The following is a 14,881-nucleotide window of genomic DNA, read 5'->3' as shown; positions in this document are numbered from 1 at the left end:
CGTCACCGGACGGCGGCCCTGCGGTACGCCCAGGTCGCCACGGCCAGCGAGATCACACCGACCACGCCGCACACGGCGAGGTCGCCGAGGACGTGGGCCCAGTCGGGGTGCGGGGCGAAGGTCCGGGCGAAGGCATCGACGCCGTACGTGGACGGCAGCAGGTCGCGGGCGAGGCGGACCGCCTCCGGCATCCGCTCCGGCGGCAGGACGCCGAGCAGCAGCGCCGCCGACATGCCGAGCTGACCGAGCAGGGTGGCCAGTTCGGGCCGGGGGGCGAGCAGTCCGAGGGCGGCGCCGAGCCCGGCGAGCGCGGCGCCCGCGAGGGGGATCACCGCGGCGAGGACCCACAGGTGGGCGAGCGGCAGCCCGAACAGGGCGCAGCCGACGACGGCGGTCACGACGGTGCCGGGGACGGTGAACGACGCGTAGGCGCCGGCCGCGCCCAGCACCACGGCCGCGGGCGGTACGGGCAGGGTGGCGTAGTGGTCGAGTCCGCCGCTGGCGCGGAGCTGGCCGAAGTACTGGGCGAGCAGGTTGAGCGCGACGAAGGCGACGACCAGCACGGACGAGCCGGCCACCACGGCGCGGGCCTCGCCGCCGCCGTCGACGACCCCGCGCATCAGGATCATGATCCCGACCGACTGGAACGTCGCCACGAACAGCAGCGGGATACGCGCCACCCGGGCCCGGGACAGCTGCGCCCGGTACACGGCCGCCAGGGACGGCCACAGCCGTGCGCGGGGGCCGAGCGCGGCGGGCCGCGGCGGGGCGGCCTCCTCCGCGGTCAGGACGCCGGCCGGCAGGGCGCCGGCGGGTACGACACTCACGTCGTGCTGCTCCCCTTCGCTCGGAGATCCGTCCGGAGCCGCTCCGGAGGTCGCCCCGTTCCGTACGGACGACACGGCCCGTGTGCTCACGCCTTCACCAGTCCCTGCCGCACGGCGCCGCCCAGCGCCAGGTAGACGTCCTCCAGGCTGGGCGTGGCCAGTGTGAAGTCGTCGAGGGCCGCGAAGGCGGCGCCGCCGGTGACGGTGGCGACGACCGTGCGGGCCTCCTCCGGCGCCAGCCGCAGGGTCCAGCGGCGGCCGGACTCGACGGTCCGGTCGCGCAGCGCGGCGACCTCGGGCACGTGCAGCGGCGCGGCCTCGCGCCACACCAGCTCCACCCGGACCTCCCCGGCGACCTGTTCCTTCAGGCCGTTCGGGGTGTCGCAGGCGATGACCCGGCCGCGGTCGAGCACGGCGACCCGGTCGAGCACGGTCTCGGCCTCGATGACGTTGTGGGTGACCAGCAGCACCGTGGTGCCGTGCTCGGCGCGACGCCGGTCGACGGCGGACCACACGGCACGCCGGGCGACGGGGTCCATGCCGGTGGTGGGTTCGTCGAGGACCAGCAGGGGCCGCTCCCCCACCAGCGCGGCGGCGAAGCAGGCGAGCCGGCGCTGGCCGCCGGAGAGTTTGCGCAGCGGCCGGGAGGCGAGGGCGGTGAGGCCCAGCTCGTCGAGCACGGCGTCGCGTTCGGCGCGGGCCTGCCGGGCGTCGAGTCCGCGCAGCCGGCCGGTGGTCTCGGCGGCCAGGGACACGGTCAGGTCGTCGAGGGCGCTGGACTCCTGCCCGAGGTAGGCGAGGATGCGGGAGGCCCGCTCGGGGTGGCGGACGATGTCGTGGCCGAGGATCTCGACGCTGCCGCTGTCGGGCCGCATCAGGCCGGTCATCTGCCGGACGAGGGTGGACTTGCCGGCGCCGTTCGGCCCGAGCAGGCCGAAGATCTCCCCGCGCCCGATGTCGAGCGCCACGTCGTCGGTGGCCCGCACCTCGGGCGTCGCCGGCACCCCGCGCCGTCCGCGCACCGCCGGATAGGTCTTGGTCAGCCCGCGCACCGCACACACGACGTCACCACCGTCCCGATGTGCCTGTGCCGCGCGCGTACTCACAAGGGACGAGCCTACGGGGTCGCCGCCGTCCCCCCGCTCCCGGGTCACCCTTCCGCCCGGCCCCGTCCGGGGGGACGCACCGGACACCGGGGGAGGGATCGCCCCTTCCGGCGGCGTGCGGACCTCCTGAATTGGACTGTACTGTAAAGTCCAGAGCCGTAGTCAGGGAGGGAGCCCGCATGACCGTCCGTACGGAGGACGCCCCGGCCGGGGACGCCGAACGCCGCAGGTCGGCCTCTGACCTGAGGATCCTGCGCGCGGCGAAGGAACTGTTCCTCGCCGACCGGTACGCCGGTGTCTCCCTGGAACGGGTCGCCGAGCGCGCCGGCGTCTCCCGGCAGACCGTCTACAACCGCTTCGGGTCCAAGGAGGCGGTGTTCCGGGAGATGGTCCGCGACCACTGGGCGGCCTTCGCCGAGCAGGACCGGCGCCCGGCCGCGGACGACGAGGACGCGAGCGCCGAGGAGGTGCTGCGGGCCTTCGCCCGGTCGCTGCGACGCTTCGCCGACGAGACGGACCAGATCCTCTTCGCCCGGCTCGTGGTCGCCGAGTCCTCCCGGCTGCCGTGGATCGCCGACGAGTTCCACCGGCTGGGCAAGGGACCGGTGGTGGCCGCGTTCACCGGCCGTCTCGACGCCCTGGTCCGCGCCGGCCGGCTGCGCTGCCCGGACACGGGCCTCGCCGCGCGGCAGTTCATGGGACTCGTCCAGGAGTTCCTCGTCTGGCCGCGCGTCATGGCCTTCACCGAGGAGACCGCCGGCGGGCCCGGTCCGGACGTGGTGATCGACGAGGCCGTACGCACCTTCCTGGCCCGTTACGCGCCCCCGGGCGGGCGCGGCTCAGCCTGACAGAAGTTTTGTTTCCCTGGAGGACCAGCCATGCCCGCATCCCGCATCGTGCTCGGCGACGTCGAGGTCACCCGCGTGATCGAGTGGTCGGGCCCCGTCCGTACCGCGCGCTTCATCGTCCCGGACAGCGACGAGGAGACCTGGCGGCGCAACGAGGACTGGCTGGCGCCCGACTTCTGGACGCCGGCCGACGACGCGTACCGCTGCCACGTGCAGACCTTCGTGCTGCGCAGCGAGGGCCGGACGATCCTGGTGGACACCGGGATCGGCAACGGCCGGGACCGCCCGCAGGTCCCGCAGTTCGCCCACCTGCGGACCGACTTCCCGGCCCGCCTGCGCGCGGCGGGCGTCGAGCCCGAGGACGTCGACGTCGTCGTCAACACCCACATCCACTACGACCACGTCGGCTGGAACACCCGGTGGCGTGACGGGGAGTGGGTGCCGGCCTTCCCCAACGCCACGTATCTGGTGCCCCGCGCGGACCACCGGTACTTCGACCCGGCCGGCCCCGGCCCCGGCGGGGGGCGCTCACCGCGCGACGACCACGAGCGTGTCCGCTGGGAGGGCAGCAGGCTGGTCTTCGAGGACAGCATCGCCCCGGTCGAGCGGGCGGGGCAGCTGGTGCTGTGGGAGGACAGCCACCGCATCGACGGCAACCTGCTGCTGGAGGCGGCTCCCGGGCACACCCCCGGTTCGTCCGCGCTCACCCTGCGGTCCGGCTCGGACCGGGCGGTCTTCGTCGGGGACATGCTGCACAGTCCTGTGCAGGTGCTCGAACCTGACTGGAACAGCTGCTTCTGCGACGATCCGCGGCAGGCCGCGAAGACGCGGCGGGCCTATCTCGCGCGGGCGGCGGAGCTGCGGGAACTGGTGGTTCCGGCCCACTGGCCGGGCCACGGTGCGGCGGAAGTCCGCCCTCAGGGCGACGGCTTCGCCATCAGGGAATGGGCGGCCTTCCCCCGCGCCTGAGCCCGCCTGCGGTACGTCGTGGCCGGTCGCGCAGTTCCCCGCGCCCCTTCGGGGCACGGTCACGGCAGCACCTTCAGGGGCGCGGGGAACTGCGCGAGCAACCCACCACGGCCTCAGCCGTACCCACGCCCCAAGGGGCGCGGGGAACTGCGCGAAACGGGTGCTGCAGCCGCCCCGCACTCGGAGACCGCCCCCGCCTACTCCCCCGCGGACGCGCGTTCCGTCCCCGTCCGCACGTCCAGTTCCCGCCAGAATCCCGCCCGAATGGCGTACCGGTCCCGCTCGTCGATCTGGTCGTCCTTGTGCGCGAGCAACCCGAACCGCGCCGCGTACCGCAACAGCTCACCGTCGATGCGGTGCGGAATCCGCGGATACATCCCGGACAGCTTCCGCACATGAGCGTGGTCGCCCAGCCGCTCCACCCACCGCCGGGCGAAGACCTGCCCCACCTCGAAAGGGTCGCCGCCCACGGTGGTGATGTCCTCCTCCCGGTCCGCCCACCGCTGCTCCGCCGTGGTCAGCTGCGCCAGCGTCGGCATGGAGGCGACCTCCGGAGGCTCGGCGGCCGGCCGGTCCACCCACCCCTTGTCGGAGGACCACCGCAGGGTCGCGGAGGCGGGCTGCTGCGGCTGGTGCAGGCCGGGGTGGCGCAGGGCGGCGAGGTCCTTCGGGGTGGGGACGCCCTTCGCCGCGGGCGTGCGCTCCGCGGTCCCGTTGTGCGCGGCTGCCGGATGGCGCGGCTCGGCCTGGGTCCGCTCGGCGGCCGGGGCGAGCGCGGAGTCGGGCAGCGGCGCGGACAGGATCGCGGCGATGTCGGGCCGGGTCGTGGGCGGCGGCGCGCACACCCCGCCGATCTCCTTGGCGCGTACGGCCTGCGTGATCCACGCCCGGTCCAGGACCCGGCGCTCGTCGGCCTCGGCGACGAGGTCCTCGGACTGGTTGTAGTCGCCGTCGGCGGCCTGCACGGCCCACAGGTGCACGGCGACCCCGTGTTCCTTGGCGGCCATCATGCCCGGCAGCAGGTCACCGTCGCCGGTGACCAGCACGATGTCGGAGCAGGCGCGGTTGCGGGCGAGCTCGGTCAGCTCGGCGTGCATCGCCGCGTCCACGCCCTTCTGCGCCCAGCGCCCGTCGCTGCGGGTCAGCGCGCCGAGCCGGACGGTGACCCGGGGCATCACGCGCAGCCTGCGGTGCTCGGGCTGCGGGACGCGGTCGGGGGCGCCGTCGAACCAGTAGATGCGCAGCAGCGGCTGGCGCGTGTCGTTCTCGGCGCGGTCACGCAGTCCCTGGATGAGGGCGGCGTGGTCCACGGTGATCCGGGACCGCGAGGGCTCCCCGGCGAGGAGACTCGCGGCGGCCCCCAGCAGATACCCGGCGTCCACCAGGACGATGCAGCGGTCCACGCGATCCACCCTCTTTCCGGGAGGTTTGGCTTCGGGCTTCCTTCGAGTCTGCCCGACCCCGCCGGTGTTAACGGTCCGAACTCGATCTTCGGCGTGGCGTTTCCACACTTCCTCCCCCGACCGCCCCACTACGGACGGTAATTGTCCGACATGCGTGTGTTATCGGCTTATGTGAATCTGAATTCGGCCCTGGCCCCTAGTCCCCACAGGAGGCAACACCATGGCCAAGAACAAGAACCGTGACCGTAAGCAGCCCCAGGCCGAGCGCACCCCGCGCGCCGCGCAGACGTCCACCATCGAGGCCCCGGACGAGCAGCGCACCACGCAGGTGGTGCCCGGCGAGGTCGGCCCGGGCAAGGGCCGTCAGAAGCGCTTCGGCCACAACTGACACCGGTGTGAAGGGCCGTTGCGGCCCGGCAGCACAGGAAGAGGGGCGCACCCGTCGCGGGTGCGCCCCTCCGGCGCGTCGGGGGCCGGTGGTCAACCGGCCAGGCAGGACGGGCCGAGCAGCACCTTCAGGTCGCCGAACAGCGCCGGGTCCGGCTTGACCCGGTGCCGGTCGAGCCGCAGCACCGTGGTCCTGGTCGGCCCCTGCAGCTTGATGCGGACCTCGCTCTCCCCCTTGTGGTGGGTGAGGATCTCGCCGAGCCGGCTGACCATGGGCGGGGTCACGCGGGTCGCCGGGATGGTGAGCACGACGGGCGCGTTGGTGCCCGCGTTGGACAGGTCGGGGACCTGGAGCTCCATCGCGACCAGGCGCGGCACGTCCTCCCGCTTGTCGAGCCGGCCCTTGACGAACACCACGGCGTCCTCGACCAGTTGCGTCGAGACGAGCTGGTAGGTCGCCGGGAAGAACATGCACTCGATGGAGCCCGCGAGGTCCTCCACGGTGGCGATCGCCCAGGCGTTGCCCTGCTTGGTCATCTTGCGCTGGAGGCCGGAGATGATGCCGCCGATGGTGACCACCGCGCCGTCGCCGAAGTCACCGCCGGTGAGCTGGGAGATGCCCGCGTCGGCCTTGTCGGACAGCACGTGCTCCAGGCCGAACAGCGGGTGGTCGGAGACGTACAGGCCGAGCATCTCGCGCTCCTGCGCGAGCAGGTACGTCTTGTCCCACTCGTCGTCGGTGAACTGCACGTCCAGGCCGAAGCCGGGCTCGTCGCCCTGCTCATCGCCCATGCCGCCGAAGAGGTCGAACTGTCCCTCGGCCTCCTTGCGCTTGACCGCCACCACGTTGTCGATCATCGGCTCGTACTGGGCGGTGAGGCCCTTGCGGGTGTGGCCCATGGAGTCGAAGGCGCCGGCCTTGATCAGCGACTCGGTGGTGCGCTTGTTGCAGACGACCGCGTCGACCTTGTCGAGGTAGTCCGGGAAGGACGTGTACTTCCCCTTGGCCTTGCGGCACTTGATGATCGACTCCACGACGTTGGTGCCGACGTTGCGCACCGCGGAGAGGCCGAAGAGGATCACGTCGTCGCCCTGGGCGGCGAAGTTGGACTCGGACTCGTTGACGTTGGGCGGGAGCACCTTGATGCCCATGCGGCGGCACTCGTTGAGGTAGACCGCGGACTTGTCCTTGTCGTCCTTCACCGAGGTGAGCAGCGCCGCCATGTACTCGGCGGGGTGGTTCGCCTTGAGGTAGGCGGTCCAGTAGGAGACCAGTCCGTACGCGGCGGAGTGGGCCTTGTTGAAGGCGTAGCCGGCGAACGGCACCAGCACGTCCCACAGCGCCTGGATGGCCTCGTCGCTGTAGCCGTTCTTGCGGGCGCCGGCCTGGAAGATGGTGAAGTTCTTCGCCAGTTCCTCGGGCTTCTTCTTGCCCATCACGCGGCGGAGGATGTCGGCCTCGCCGAGCGAGTAGCCGGCGATGATCTGGGCGGCCTTCTGCACCTGCTCCTGATAGACGATCAGGCCGTAGGTGACGTCCAGGACCTCCTTGAGCGGCTCCTCCAGCTCGGGGTGGATCGGGGTGATCTCCTGCTGGCCGTTCTTGCGCAGCGCGTAGTTCGTGTGCGAGTTCATGCCCATCGGGCCCGGCCGGTACAGGGCCGAGACGGCGGAGATGTCCTCGAAGTTGTCCGGCTTCATCAGCCGGAGCAGGGAGCGCATGGGGCCGCCGTCGAACTGGAACACGCCCAGGGTGTCGCCGCGCTGGAGCAGGTCGAAGGTCGTGGGGTCGTCCAGCGGCAGCGACAGCAGGTCGATGTCGATGCCCTTGTTGGCCTTCACCATCTTGACGGCGTCGTCCATGATGGTGAGGTTGCGCAGGCCCAGGAAGTCCATCTTCAGCAGGCCGAGCGACTCGCAGCTCGGGTAGTCCCACTGCGTGATGGTGACACCGTCGGTGTGCCGGACCCAGACCGGGACGTGGTCGGTGATGGTCTCGCTGGACATGATGACGCCGGCCGCGTGCACGCCCATCTGCCGCACCAGGCCCTCGACGCCCTTGGCGGTGTCGATGACCTTCTTCACGTCCGGCTCGTTCTCGTACATCGACCGGACCTCACCCGCCTCCGAGTAGCGGGGGTGGTCAGGGTCGGTGATGCCGGACAGCGGGATGCCCTTGCCGAGGACGTCGGCGGGCATGGCCTTGGTGATGCGGTCGCCCATCGCGTACGGATAGCCCAGCACGCGCGCGGAGTCCTTGATGGCGTTCTTCGCCTTGATGGTGCCGTACGTGCCGATCATGGCGACCTTGTCGGCGCCGTACTTCTCGGTCACGTAGCGGATCACCTCGACGCGCCGGCGCTCGTCGAAGTCGATGTCGACGTCGGGCATGGAGATGCGCTCGGGGTTGAGAAACCGCTCGAAGATCAGGCCGTGCGGGATCGGGTCGAGGTCGGTGATGCCGAGGGCGTAGGCGACGATCGAGCCGGCCGCGGAACCACGGCCCGGGCCGACCGCGATGCCCTGCTTCTTGGCCCACATGATGAAGTCGGCGACCACGAGGAAGTAGCCCGGGAAGCCCATCGAGATGATCGTGTCCATCTCGTACTCGACCTGCTTCATGCGGTCGTCCGGGATGCCGCCCGGGAAGCGGCGGTTCATGCCGCGCAGGACTTCCTCACGGAACCAGCTGACCTCGGTGTACCCCTCCGGGATGTCGAACTTCGGCATCAGGTCGCGCTTCTCGAACATGCCCGTGGTGTCGACCATCTCGGCGATCAGCCGGGTGTTGGCGCAGCCCTGCTGCCAGGCGTCCGAGGAGTCGATGGCGTACATCTCGTCCGTGGACTTCAGGTAGTAGCCGGTGCCGTCGAACTTGAAGCGGTCGGGGTCGGAGAGGTTCTTGCCGGTCTGGATGCACAGCAGCGCGTCGTGCGCCGTCGCCTCGTGCGCGTACGTGTAGTGCGAGTCGTTGGTGACCAGGGGCGGGATGCCGAGCTTCTTGCCGATCTCCAGCAGACCGTCGCGGACCCGGTGCTCGATGTCGATGCCGTGGTCCATCAGCTCCAGGAAGTACCGGTCCTTGCCGAAGATGTCCTGGTAGTCGGCGGCGGCCTTGAGGGCCTCGTCGAAGTGGCCGAGGCGCAGCCGGGTCTGGACCTCGCCGGAGGGGCAGCCGGTGGAGGCGACGATGCCCTCCGACCACTTGGCGATGGTCTCCTTGTCCATCCGGGGCCACTTCTGCAGCCAGCCCTCGGCGTAGGCGTCGGAGGAGAGCCGGAAGAGGTTGTGCAGGCCGGTGCTGTTCACCGCCCACATCGTCTTGTGCGTGTAGCCGCCGGAGCCGGAGACGTCGTCCCGCTTCTGGTGCGGCTGGCCCCACTGGATCTTGCGCTTGTTGCGCCGGGACTCGGGGGCGACGTACGCCTCGATGCCGATGATCGGCGTGACGCCGGCCTTCTGCGCGGAGTGGAAGAAGTCGTACGCCCCGTGCAGGTTGCCGTGGTCGGACATGGCGATGTGCGTCATGCCCATCTCGTTGCAGGCGTTGAACATGTCCTTCAGCCGCGCGGCACCGTCCAGCAGCGAGTACTGGGTGTGGACGTGCAGGTGCGTGAACGGCGGCTTCGACACGGTGCGGCCTCCAGGGAGATCTCATCGGCTGCGGGTGGACGGGTCCCGGGGGACAGCGTCGAAGTCTATGCCCCGGCACTGACACCCGGAGCCTTCCCCCGCGTACCTTCGGGCGGGGCGCCGGGCACTCCCGCGCGCCTCCGCACGTTAGGCAGGCGACGGCAGGCCCGTCCCCCGAGATCCCGCACCAGGAGGCACCCAGCGATGTCGGTCCCGCAGCTCGACGACGAGCCCCGCGGCGAGGAGATCCTCGCCGTTCTCGACACCGCCTTCGGCGAGCTCCTGGCCGCCGACCCGGCCGCGTTCCGGGTGAAGTTCCGGAAGATGGCGGCGTCGGCGTTCGCTTTCTACCGCGGCACCGCGAGCCTCTTCTACCACGACCTGTCCGCCGAGCATGCCGGGCGCGGCGCCGCCCCCAGCGGGCCGTACCTGGACGAGCGCACCTCGCGCGTGTGGATCCACGGCGATCTCCACGCGGAGAACTTCGGCACGTACATGGATTCCAACGGCCGCCTCGTGTTCAACGTCAACGACTTCGACGAGGCGTACGTCGGCCCCTTCCTGTGGGACCTGAAGCGCTTCGCGGCGTCGATGGCCCTGATCGGCTACGCGAAGGCGCTCAGCGACGAGCAGATCACCGACCTGGTGTCGGTGTACGCGGCCGCCTACCGGGAGCGGATCCACGCCCTGGCGACCGGCGCGAAGGACGACGAGGTGCCGCCGTTCACCCTGGACACGGCGCAGGGGCCGCTGCTGGACGTGCTGCGGGACGCCCGGTCGCTGACCCGGTTCTCGCTGCTGGACTCGATGACGGAGATCCGCGACTTCGAGCGCCGCTTCGCGCCGGGCGGCGGCGCGGTCGAGCTGGACGCCGCCACGCGCTACAAGGTGCTGGCCGCGTTCGACGGCTATCTGGAGACGCTGCCGGACTCCTCGCTGGCCCGGCCGGACTCCTACCGCGTGAAGGACGTCGTGGGCCGCCGGGGCATCGGCATCGGCTCGGCCGGGCTGCCGTCGTACAACATCCTGCTGGAGGGGCACAGCGACGCCCTGGAGAACGACGTCGTGATCTACGTCAAGCAGGCGCAGACCCCCGCCGTCTCGCGGCACATCACGGACCCGGCGGTGCGGGAGTACTTCCTGCACGAGGGGCACCGCACGGTGATCTCCCAGCGCGCCCTCCAGGCGCACGCCGACCCGTGGCTGGGCTGGACCGAGCTGGACGGCGCCGGGCAGCTGGTCGCCGAGGTCTCGCCGTACGCGGTGGACCTGGACTGGAGCGACCTCGACGACCCGGAGGAGATGGCGCTGGTGGTCGCCGACCTGGGCCGGGCGACGGCGGCGATGCACGCGGCGGCGGACGACACCTCCGGCGAGTCGCTGGTGCCGTTCTCCACGGAGCGGGCCATCGACGCGGCGATCGCGGCCGACGAGGACGGACTGGTGCCCCTGCTGGTGGACTTCGCCCACGACTACGGGGCGCGGGCCCGCCGGGACCACCAGATCTTCCTCGACCTGTTCCGCAACGGCCGGATTCCGGGGCTGTAACCTTCCGCACATTCACAGGCCCCCTTTAGGGATCCCTTAACGGAGCACGTGCCACACTCGTAGCCGCCATGGACATATCCGGACCCCAGCTCAGAGCCGTTCGCGCGGCGCTGTTCACGGCTGTCGTCGTGACGCTCAGCACCGCGTCGCACGTGCTGCTGTCCGGGGCTCCGCTGCCGCTGACCACGGTGGCCGCGATCGGCGCCGCCGTGTTCGGCCTGGCCTACGCGCTGGCGGGGCGGGAGCGTTCCTTCGGGCGGATCGCCGCCCTGCTGATCCCGCTGGAGCTGGCCGCCGACACGGTCTTCACCGCCGGCCAGCACATCTGCTACGGCCGCATGGGCGGCCCGGTCGCCGGTCCGCTGCGCTCCGTCGGGTTCGACGTGCTGTGCGGAGACGGCACCGGCTGGGGCGCGCCGCTGGCCCGGGTCACCGGGCACGCCGCCCAGGGCGGCGACCAGGTGACGGCGGTGCTGGCCGAGGCGGGACCGGCGACCGCCTGGCTGCTGCTGGGCGCGCACATCGGGGTCGGCCTGTTCGCCGCCGCCTGGCTGCGCCGCGGGGAGCGGGCGCTGGCCCAGCTGCTGAGCGCGGTCGCCGCGACGGCGTCGACGGCGGTCCGTCCGCTGCTGCTGGCCGTCGCGGTGGTCACCGTGCGCCGGGCGCCCAGGACGGGCCGTCCGGTCCGCACGCCGCACCGCGCGACCGTGGCGCGCACCCTGCTCCTCGCGCACTCCCTGGGACGGCGCGGGCCGCCGTGCTCGCTCGCCGCCTGAGGCGGATCACGCCCCGGGCGGTCGCCCGAGCACCAGCAGTCCCCCCGTACGAACTCCGCACACGACCGTGTGCGTCCCCTGTGGAGACATCATCATGAGCAAGCGGAACAGCCAGGCGGCCAAGACGGCGGCGCGCGAGCGCCTGCGCCAGGAGCGCGAGCGCCAGGCGAAGAAGGCGAAGGTCAGGCGGCAGCTGATCGTCGCCGCGTCGGTGGTCGGTGTGCTGGCCGCGGCCGGCGGCATCGGCTACGCGGTGGTCCAGGCGAACAAGCCGGACCACTGGGAGGCCGCGAAGGACGCCGAGCTGGTCAAGCCCGCCAACACCAGCGGCAAGGACGGCACGACCGTCGTGATCGGCAAGGCCGACGCCAAGAAGACCCTCGAGGTGTACGAGGACCCGCGCTGCCCGATCTGCGCCTCCTTCGAGCAGGCCGTCGGCGGGACGATCGACAAGGACGTCGCGGACGGCAAGTACAAGGTGCAGTTCATAGGCGCCTCGTTCCTGGACCGCAACCTCACCGGGGAGGGCTCGAAGAACGCGCTGAGCGCCCTGGGCGCCGCGCTGGACGTCAGCCCCGAGGCGTTCCTGGAGTACAAGTCGGCCCTCTACTCCTCGGAGTTCCACCCCGAGGAGACGGACGACAAGTTCAAGGACGACGCCTACCTCATCAAGATCGCCGACACGGTCGACGCGCTGAAGAACAACAAGGAGTTCCAGGCGGCCGTGAAGGACGGCACCTACGACCGCTGGGCGCTGGAGATGTCGGACAAGTTCGACGGCAGCGACGTCCAGGGCACGCCGACGCTGAAGATGGACGGCAAGAAGCTGACCGGTTCCGACGGGCAGAACGCGCCCATGACGGCGGCCGAGTTCACCACGGCGGTCGACAAGGCGCTGAAGGGCTGACGCGACCGGCCGACGCCCCGCCGACGCGTGGCCGAAGAGCGGGCGAACTTCCCGGGTTCGCCCGCTCCGGCGGCTACACGGGGCATGTACACGTCAGTAACCTGAGCGGCTGTGACCAGTCGACACGGAAGAACCGAGAGCGCCGTCTCCGCCACCGCGGACACCGCCTCCCACGCCCCGCGCCGCCGGACGGTCGTCAAGGCGGCCGCCGCCACCGCGGCACTGGCCGGACCGCTCGCCGCCGCGCTGCCCGCCCGCGCCGTACAGCAGGCCCCCGCCTTCCTGCACGGCGTCGCCTCCGGGGACCCGCTGCCGGACGGCGTGCTGCTGTGGACCCGCGTGACACCCACCCCGGACGCCCTCCCGGGCTCCGGCGCCGGGCCCGACACCGAGGTCCGCTGGACCGTCGCCCGCGACCGGACGTTCACCGACGTCGTCGCCCGGGGCACGGTCCTCGCCACCGCCGCCTCCGACCACACCGTCAAGGCGGACGTCCGGGGCCTCAGGCCCGCCACCGACTACTGGTTCCGCTTCTCCGCCGGCGGCGCCGACTCCCCCGCCGCCCGCACCCGCACCGCGCCCGCCGCCGACGCGTCGGTAGCGGGGCTGCGCCTCGGCGTGGTCTCCTGCGCCAACTGGGAGGCCGGCCACTTCGCCGCGTACCGCCATCTCGCGGCCCGCGGCGACCTGGACGCCTGGCTGCACCTGGGCGACTACATCTACGAGTACGGCTCCGGCGACTACGGCACCCGCGGCACGGTCGTCCGCCCGCACTCCCCCGCCCACGAGATCGTCACCCTCGCCGACTACCGCACCCGGCACGCCCGCTACAAGACCGACCCCGACCTCCAGGCGCTGCACGCCACCGCGCCCGTGATCGCCATGTGGGACGACCACGAGTTCGCCAACGACACCTGGTCCGGGGGCGCGGAGAACCACACCGAGGGCGCGGAAGGCTCCTGGGCCGCCCGTCAGGCCGCCGCCAAGCAGGCGTACTTCGAGTGGATGCCGGTCCGCCCGGCGGTCGAGGGCACCACCTACCGGCGGCTGCGCTTCGGCAGGCTGGCCGACCTGTCGCTGCTGGACCTGCGCTCCTTCCGCTCGCAGCAGGTCTCGCTCGGTGACGGCGACGTGGACGACCCCGGCCGCACCCTCACCGGCCGCGCCCAGCTCGACTGGCTGAAGGCGGGCCTCTCGGCGTCGGACGCCACCTGGCGGCTGGTCGGCACCTCGGTGATGATCTCGCCGTTCGCCCTGGGCTCCCTGCCCGCGGCCCTGCTGAAGCCGCTCGCGAAGCTGCTCGGCCTGCCGCAGGAGGGCCTCGCGCTCAACACCGACCAGTGGGACGGCTACACCGCCGACCGGCGCGAGCTGCTCGCCCATCTGCGCGGCAACGCCATCCGCAACACGGTGTTCCTCACCGGCGACATCCACATGGCGTGGGCGAACGACGTGCCGGTGAACGCCGGGACCTACCCGCTGTCGGCCTCCGCGGCCACGGAGTTCGTGGTCACGTCGGTCACCTCCGACAACCTCGACGACATCCTCAAGGTCGGCGAGGGCGCGGTCGACGCCGTCGCCTCCCCGCTGATCCGGGCCGCCAACCGGCACGTGCACTGGGTGGACACCGACCGGCACGGCTTCGGGGTGCTGGACCTCACGGCCGAACGGGCGCAGATGGACTACTACGTGCTGTCCGACCGCACCGACGCGGGCGCCACCGCGGCCTGGGCCCGCTCCTACCGCACCCGCAGCGGCACGCAGAAGATCGAGCGGGCGGACGCCCCCGTCTGACGGTCCGGGCGCGGATCAGTCCGCGTCCTCCTCCAGCGAGTCGAGGAAGCCGAGCGCCACCCGCCAGGTGGCCTCGGCGGCCTCCTCGTCGAAGTCGGGCAGGTCGGGGTCGGTGTAGAGGTGTCCGGCGCCCGCGTACCGGTAGACCTCCACGTCGGCCCCGGCGCGGCCCATCCCCAGGTACCAGGCGGTGAGCCAGTCATCGGTCTCGAACGGGTCCGGCTCGGCGACGTGCAGCTGCACCGGCAGCCCGTCCGCCGAGGCGTTCTCCGCGATGTCGGAGGTGCCGTGCAGGAGCAGCAGGCCCCTGGCCTTCTCGTCGCCCAGGGCCAGCGTCTGCGCCACCGAGGCGCCGAAGGAGAACCCCGCGTACACCAGGCCGCGCTCCGAGTAGGGCGCCGCCGCCAGGACGGCCCGCTTCAGCAGCTCGTCCTTGCCCACCTCGTCCTTGTGCTCCATGCCCTCCTCGACGGTGTCGAACGTGCGCCCCTCGAAGAGGTCCGGCGTCCACACCTCGTGTCCGGCCGCGCGCAGCCGGTCCGCGGCCCGGTGCACGGCGGGGCGCAGTCCGTAGGTCGAGTGAAAGAGCATGATGTTCATGGAGCCCATGGTGCCAGCCGGGTGTGACGGAACACTCGGGCGGCACTACCCGGGACCGGACGGAAGTCACATGTTCATGCCGG

The 14,881-nt window shown here is 71.8% G+C and carries 12 protein-coding genes; 7 read left to right on the top strand and 5 right to left on the bottom strand.

The genetic code is table 11. The features are described from left to right. Positions 1-2: 2 nt before the first annotated feature. Together ACQZOG_RS08350 and ACQZOG_RS08345 are read right to left on the bottom strand one after the other, a co-directional pair. On the bottom strand, positions 3-827 hold the full coding sequence (locus ACQZOG_RS08350) for an ABC transporter permease (protein WP_033273024.1): 825 nt from the start codon (positions 825-827) through the stop codon (positions 3-5). An 86-nt stretch (positions 828-913) separates the two neighbouring features. After that, positions 914-1,888, bottom strand: coding sequence for an ABC transporter ATP-binding protein (locus ACQZOG_RS08345; protein ID WP_033273023.1), 975 nt, complete (start codon positions 1,886-1,888; stop codon positions 914-916). A 224-nt stretch (positions 1,889-2,112) separates the two neighbouring features. Between ACQZOG_RS08345 and ACQZOG_RS08340 the strand changes: the two genes are divergently transcribed. Both ACQZOG_RS08340 and ACQZOG_RS08335 read left to right on the top strand, forming a co-directional pair. Beyond that, on the top strand, positions 2,113-2,781 hold the full coding sequence (locus ACQZOG_RS08340) for a TetR/AcrR family transcriptional regulator (protein WP_033273022.1): 669 nt from the start codon (positions 2,113-2,115) through the stop codon (positions 2,779-2,781). A gap of 30 nt (positions 2,782-2,811) precedes the next feature. After that, a complete protein-coding gene (locus ACQZOG_RS08335) occupies positions 2,812-3,750 on the top strand; it encodes an MBL fold metallo-hydrolase (protein WP_033273021.1) in 939 nt (312 codons plus the stop codon). A gap of 197 nt (positions 3,751-3,947) precedes the next feature. On the opposite strand, the gene ACQZOG_RS08330 is transcribed toward ACQZOG_RS08335, so the two are convergent. Beyond that, positions 3,948-5,153, bottom strand: coding sequence for an NYN domain-containing protein (locus ACQZOG_RS08330; RefSeq protein WP_033273020.1), 1,206 nt, complete (start codon positions 5,151-5,153; stop codon positions 3,948-3,950). A gap of 220 nt (positions 5,154-5,373) precedes the next feature. Between ACQZOG_RS08330 and ACQZOG_RS08325 the strand changes: the two genes are divergently transcribed. Continuing rightward, positions 5,374-5,541 (top strand): hypothetical protein, encoded by a 168-nt coding sequence (locus ACQZOG_RS08325; protein ID WP_167338180.1) that lies wholly within the window; start codon positions 5,374-5,376, stop codon positions 5,539-5,541. A gap of 92 nt (positions 5,542-5,633) precedes the next feature. Here ACQZOG_RS08325 and dnaE read toward each other — a convergent pair whose 3' ends face one another. Next, on the bottom strand, positions 5,634-9,173 hold the full coding sequence (dnaE, locus tag ACQZOG_RS08320; RefSeq protein ID WP_058915945.1) for a DNA polymerase III subunit alpha: 3,540 nt from the start codon (positions 9,171-9,173) through the stop codon (positions 5,634-5,636). Positions 9,174-9,377: 204 nt separating this feature from the next. Between dnaE and ACQZOG_RS08315 the strand changes: the two genes are divergently transcribed. The 4 genes from ACQZOG_RS08315 to ACQZOG_RS08300 all read left to right on the top strand — a co-directional run bounded on the left by ACQZOG_RS08315 (position 9,378) and on the right by ACQZOG_RS08300 (position 14,198). Then, entirely contained in the window at positions 9,378-10,721 is a 1,344-nt protein-coding gene (locus ACQZOG_RS08315; protein ID WP_033273018.1) for a DUF2252 domain-containing protein, read from the top strand. 68 nt (positions 10,722-10,789) lie between these two features. Next, on the top strand, positions 10,790-11,497 hold the full coding sequence (locus tag ACQZOG_RS08310; RefSeq protein ID WP_033273017.1) for a membrane protein: 708 nt from the start codon (positions 10,790-10,792) through the stop codon (positions 11,495-11,497). Between the two features lie 94 nt (positions 11,498-11,591). Beyond that, positions 11,592-12,404 carry a thioredoxin domain-containing protein gene (locus tag ACQZOG_RS08305; RefSeq protein WP_037639076.1) on the top strand — a complete coding sequence of 271 codons (813 nt, stop codon included), beginning with the start codon at positions 11,592-11,594 and terminating at the stop codon, positions 12,402-12,404. A gap of 111 nt (positions 12,405-12,515) precedes the next feature. Then, positions 12,516-14,198, top strand: coding sequence for an alkaline phosphatase D family protein (locus ACQZOG_RS08300; protein ID WP_037639077.1), 1,683 nt, complete (start codon positions 12,516-12,518; stop codon positions 14,196-14,198). A gap of 15 nt (positions 14,199-14,213) precedes the next feature. On the opposite strand, the gene ACQZOG_RS08295 is transcribed toward ACQZOG_RS08300, so the two are convergent. After that, positions 14,214-14,798: a dienelactone hydrolase family protein gene (locus ACQZOG_RS08295; RefSeq protein ID WP_033273166.1), complete on the bottom strand. Its 585-nt coding sequence runs from the start codon at positions 14,796-14,798 to the stop codon at positions 14,214-14,216. Positions 14,799-14,881 lie beyond the last annotated feature (83 nt).

The sequence above is a fragment of the Streptomyces sp. P13-3-3 genome (assembly GCF_050571355.1).
Taxonomy (GTDB): domain Bacteria; phylum Actinomycetota; class Actinomycetes; order Streptomycetales; family Streptomycetaceae; genus Streptomyces; species Streptomyces althioticus.
The sequence above is the reverse complement of the archived record's forward strand: the minus strand, read 5'-3'. Positions and strand labels throughout refer to the sequence as shown.

Coding starts and splice junctions, on each gene's coding strand:
- ACQZOG_RS08305 (WP_037639076.1), top strand. CDS start 11,592: ATGAGCAAGCGGAACAGCCAGGCGGCCAAGACGGCGGCGCGCGAGCGC.
- ACQZOG_RS08335 (WP_033273021.1), top strand. CDS start 2,812: ATGCCCGCATCCCGCATCGTGCTCGGCGACGTCGAGGTCACCCGCGTG.
- ACQZOG_RS08315 (WP_033273018.1), top strand. CDS start 9,378: ATGTCGGTCCCGCAGCTCGACGACGAGCCCCGCGGCGAGGAGATCCTC.
- ACQZOG_RS08340 (WP_033273022.1), top strand. CDS start 2,113: ATGACCGTCCGTACGGAGGACGCCCCGGCCGGGGACGCCGAACGCCGC.
- ACQZOG_RS08295 (WP_033273166.1), bottom strand. CDS start 14,798: ATGAACATCATGCTCTTTCACTCGACCTACGGACTGCGCCCCGCCGTG.
- ACQZOG_RS08310 (WP_033273017.1), top strand. CDS start 10,790: ATGGACATATCCGGACCCCAGCTCAGAGCCGTTCGCGCGGCGCTGTTC.
- ACQZOG_RS08325 (WP_167338180.1), top strand. CDS start 5,374: ATGGCCAAGAACAAGAACCGTGACCGTAAGCAGCCCCAGGCCGAGCGC.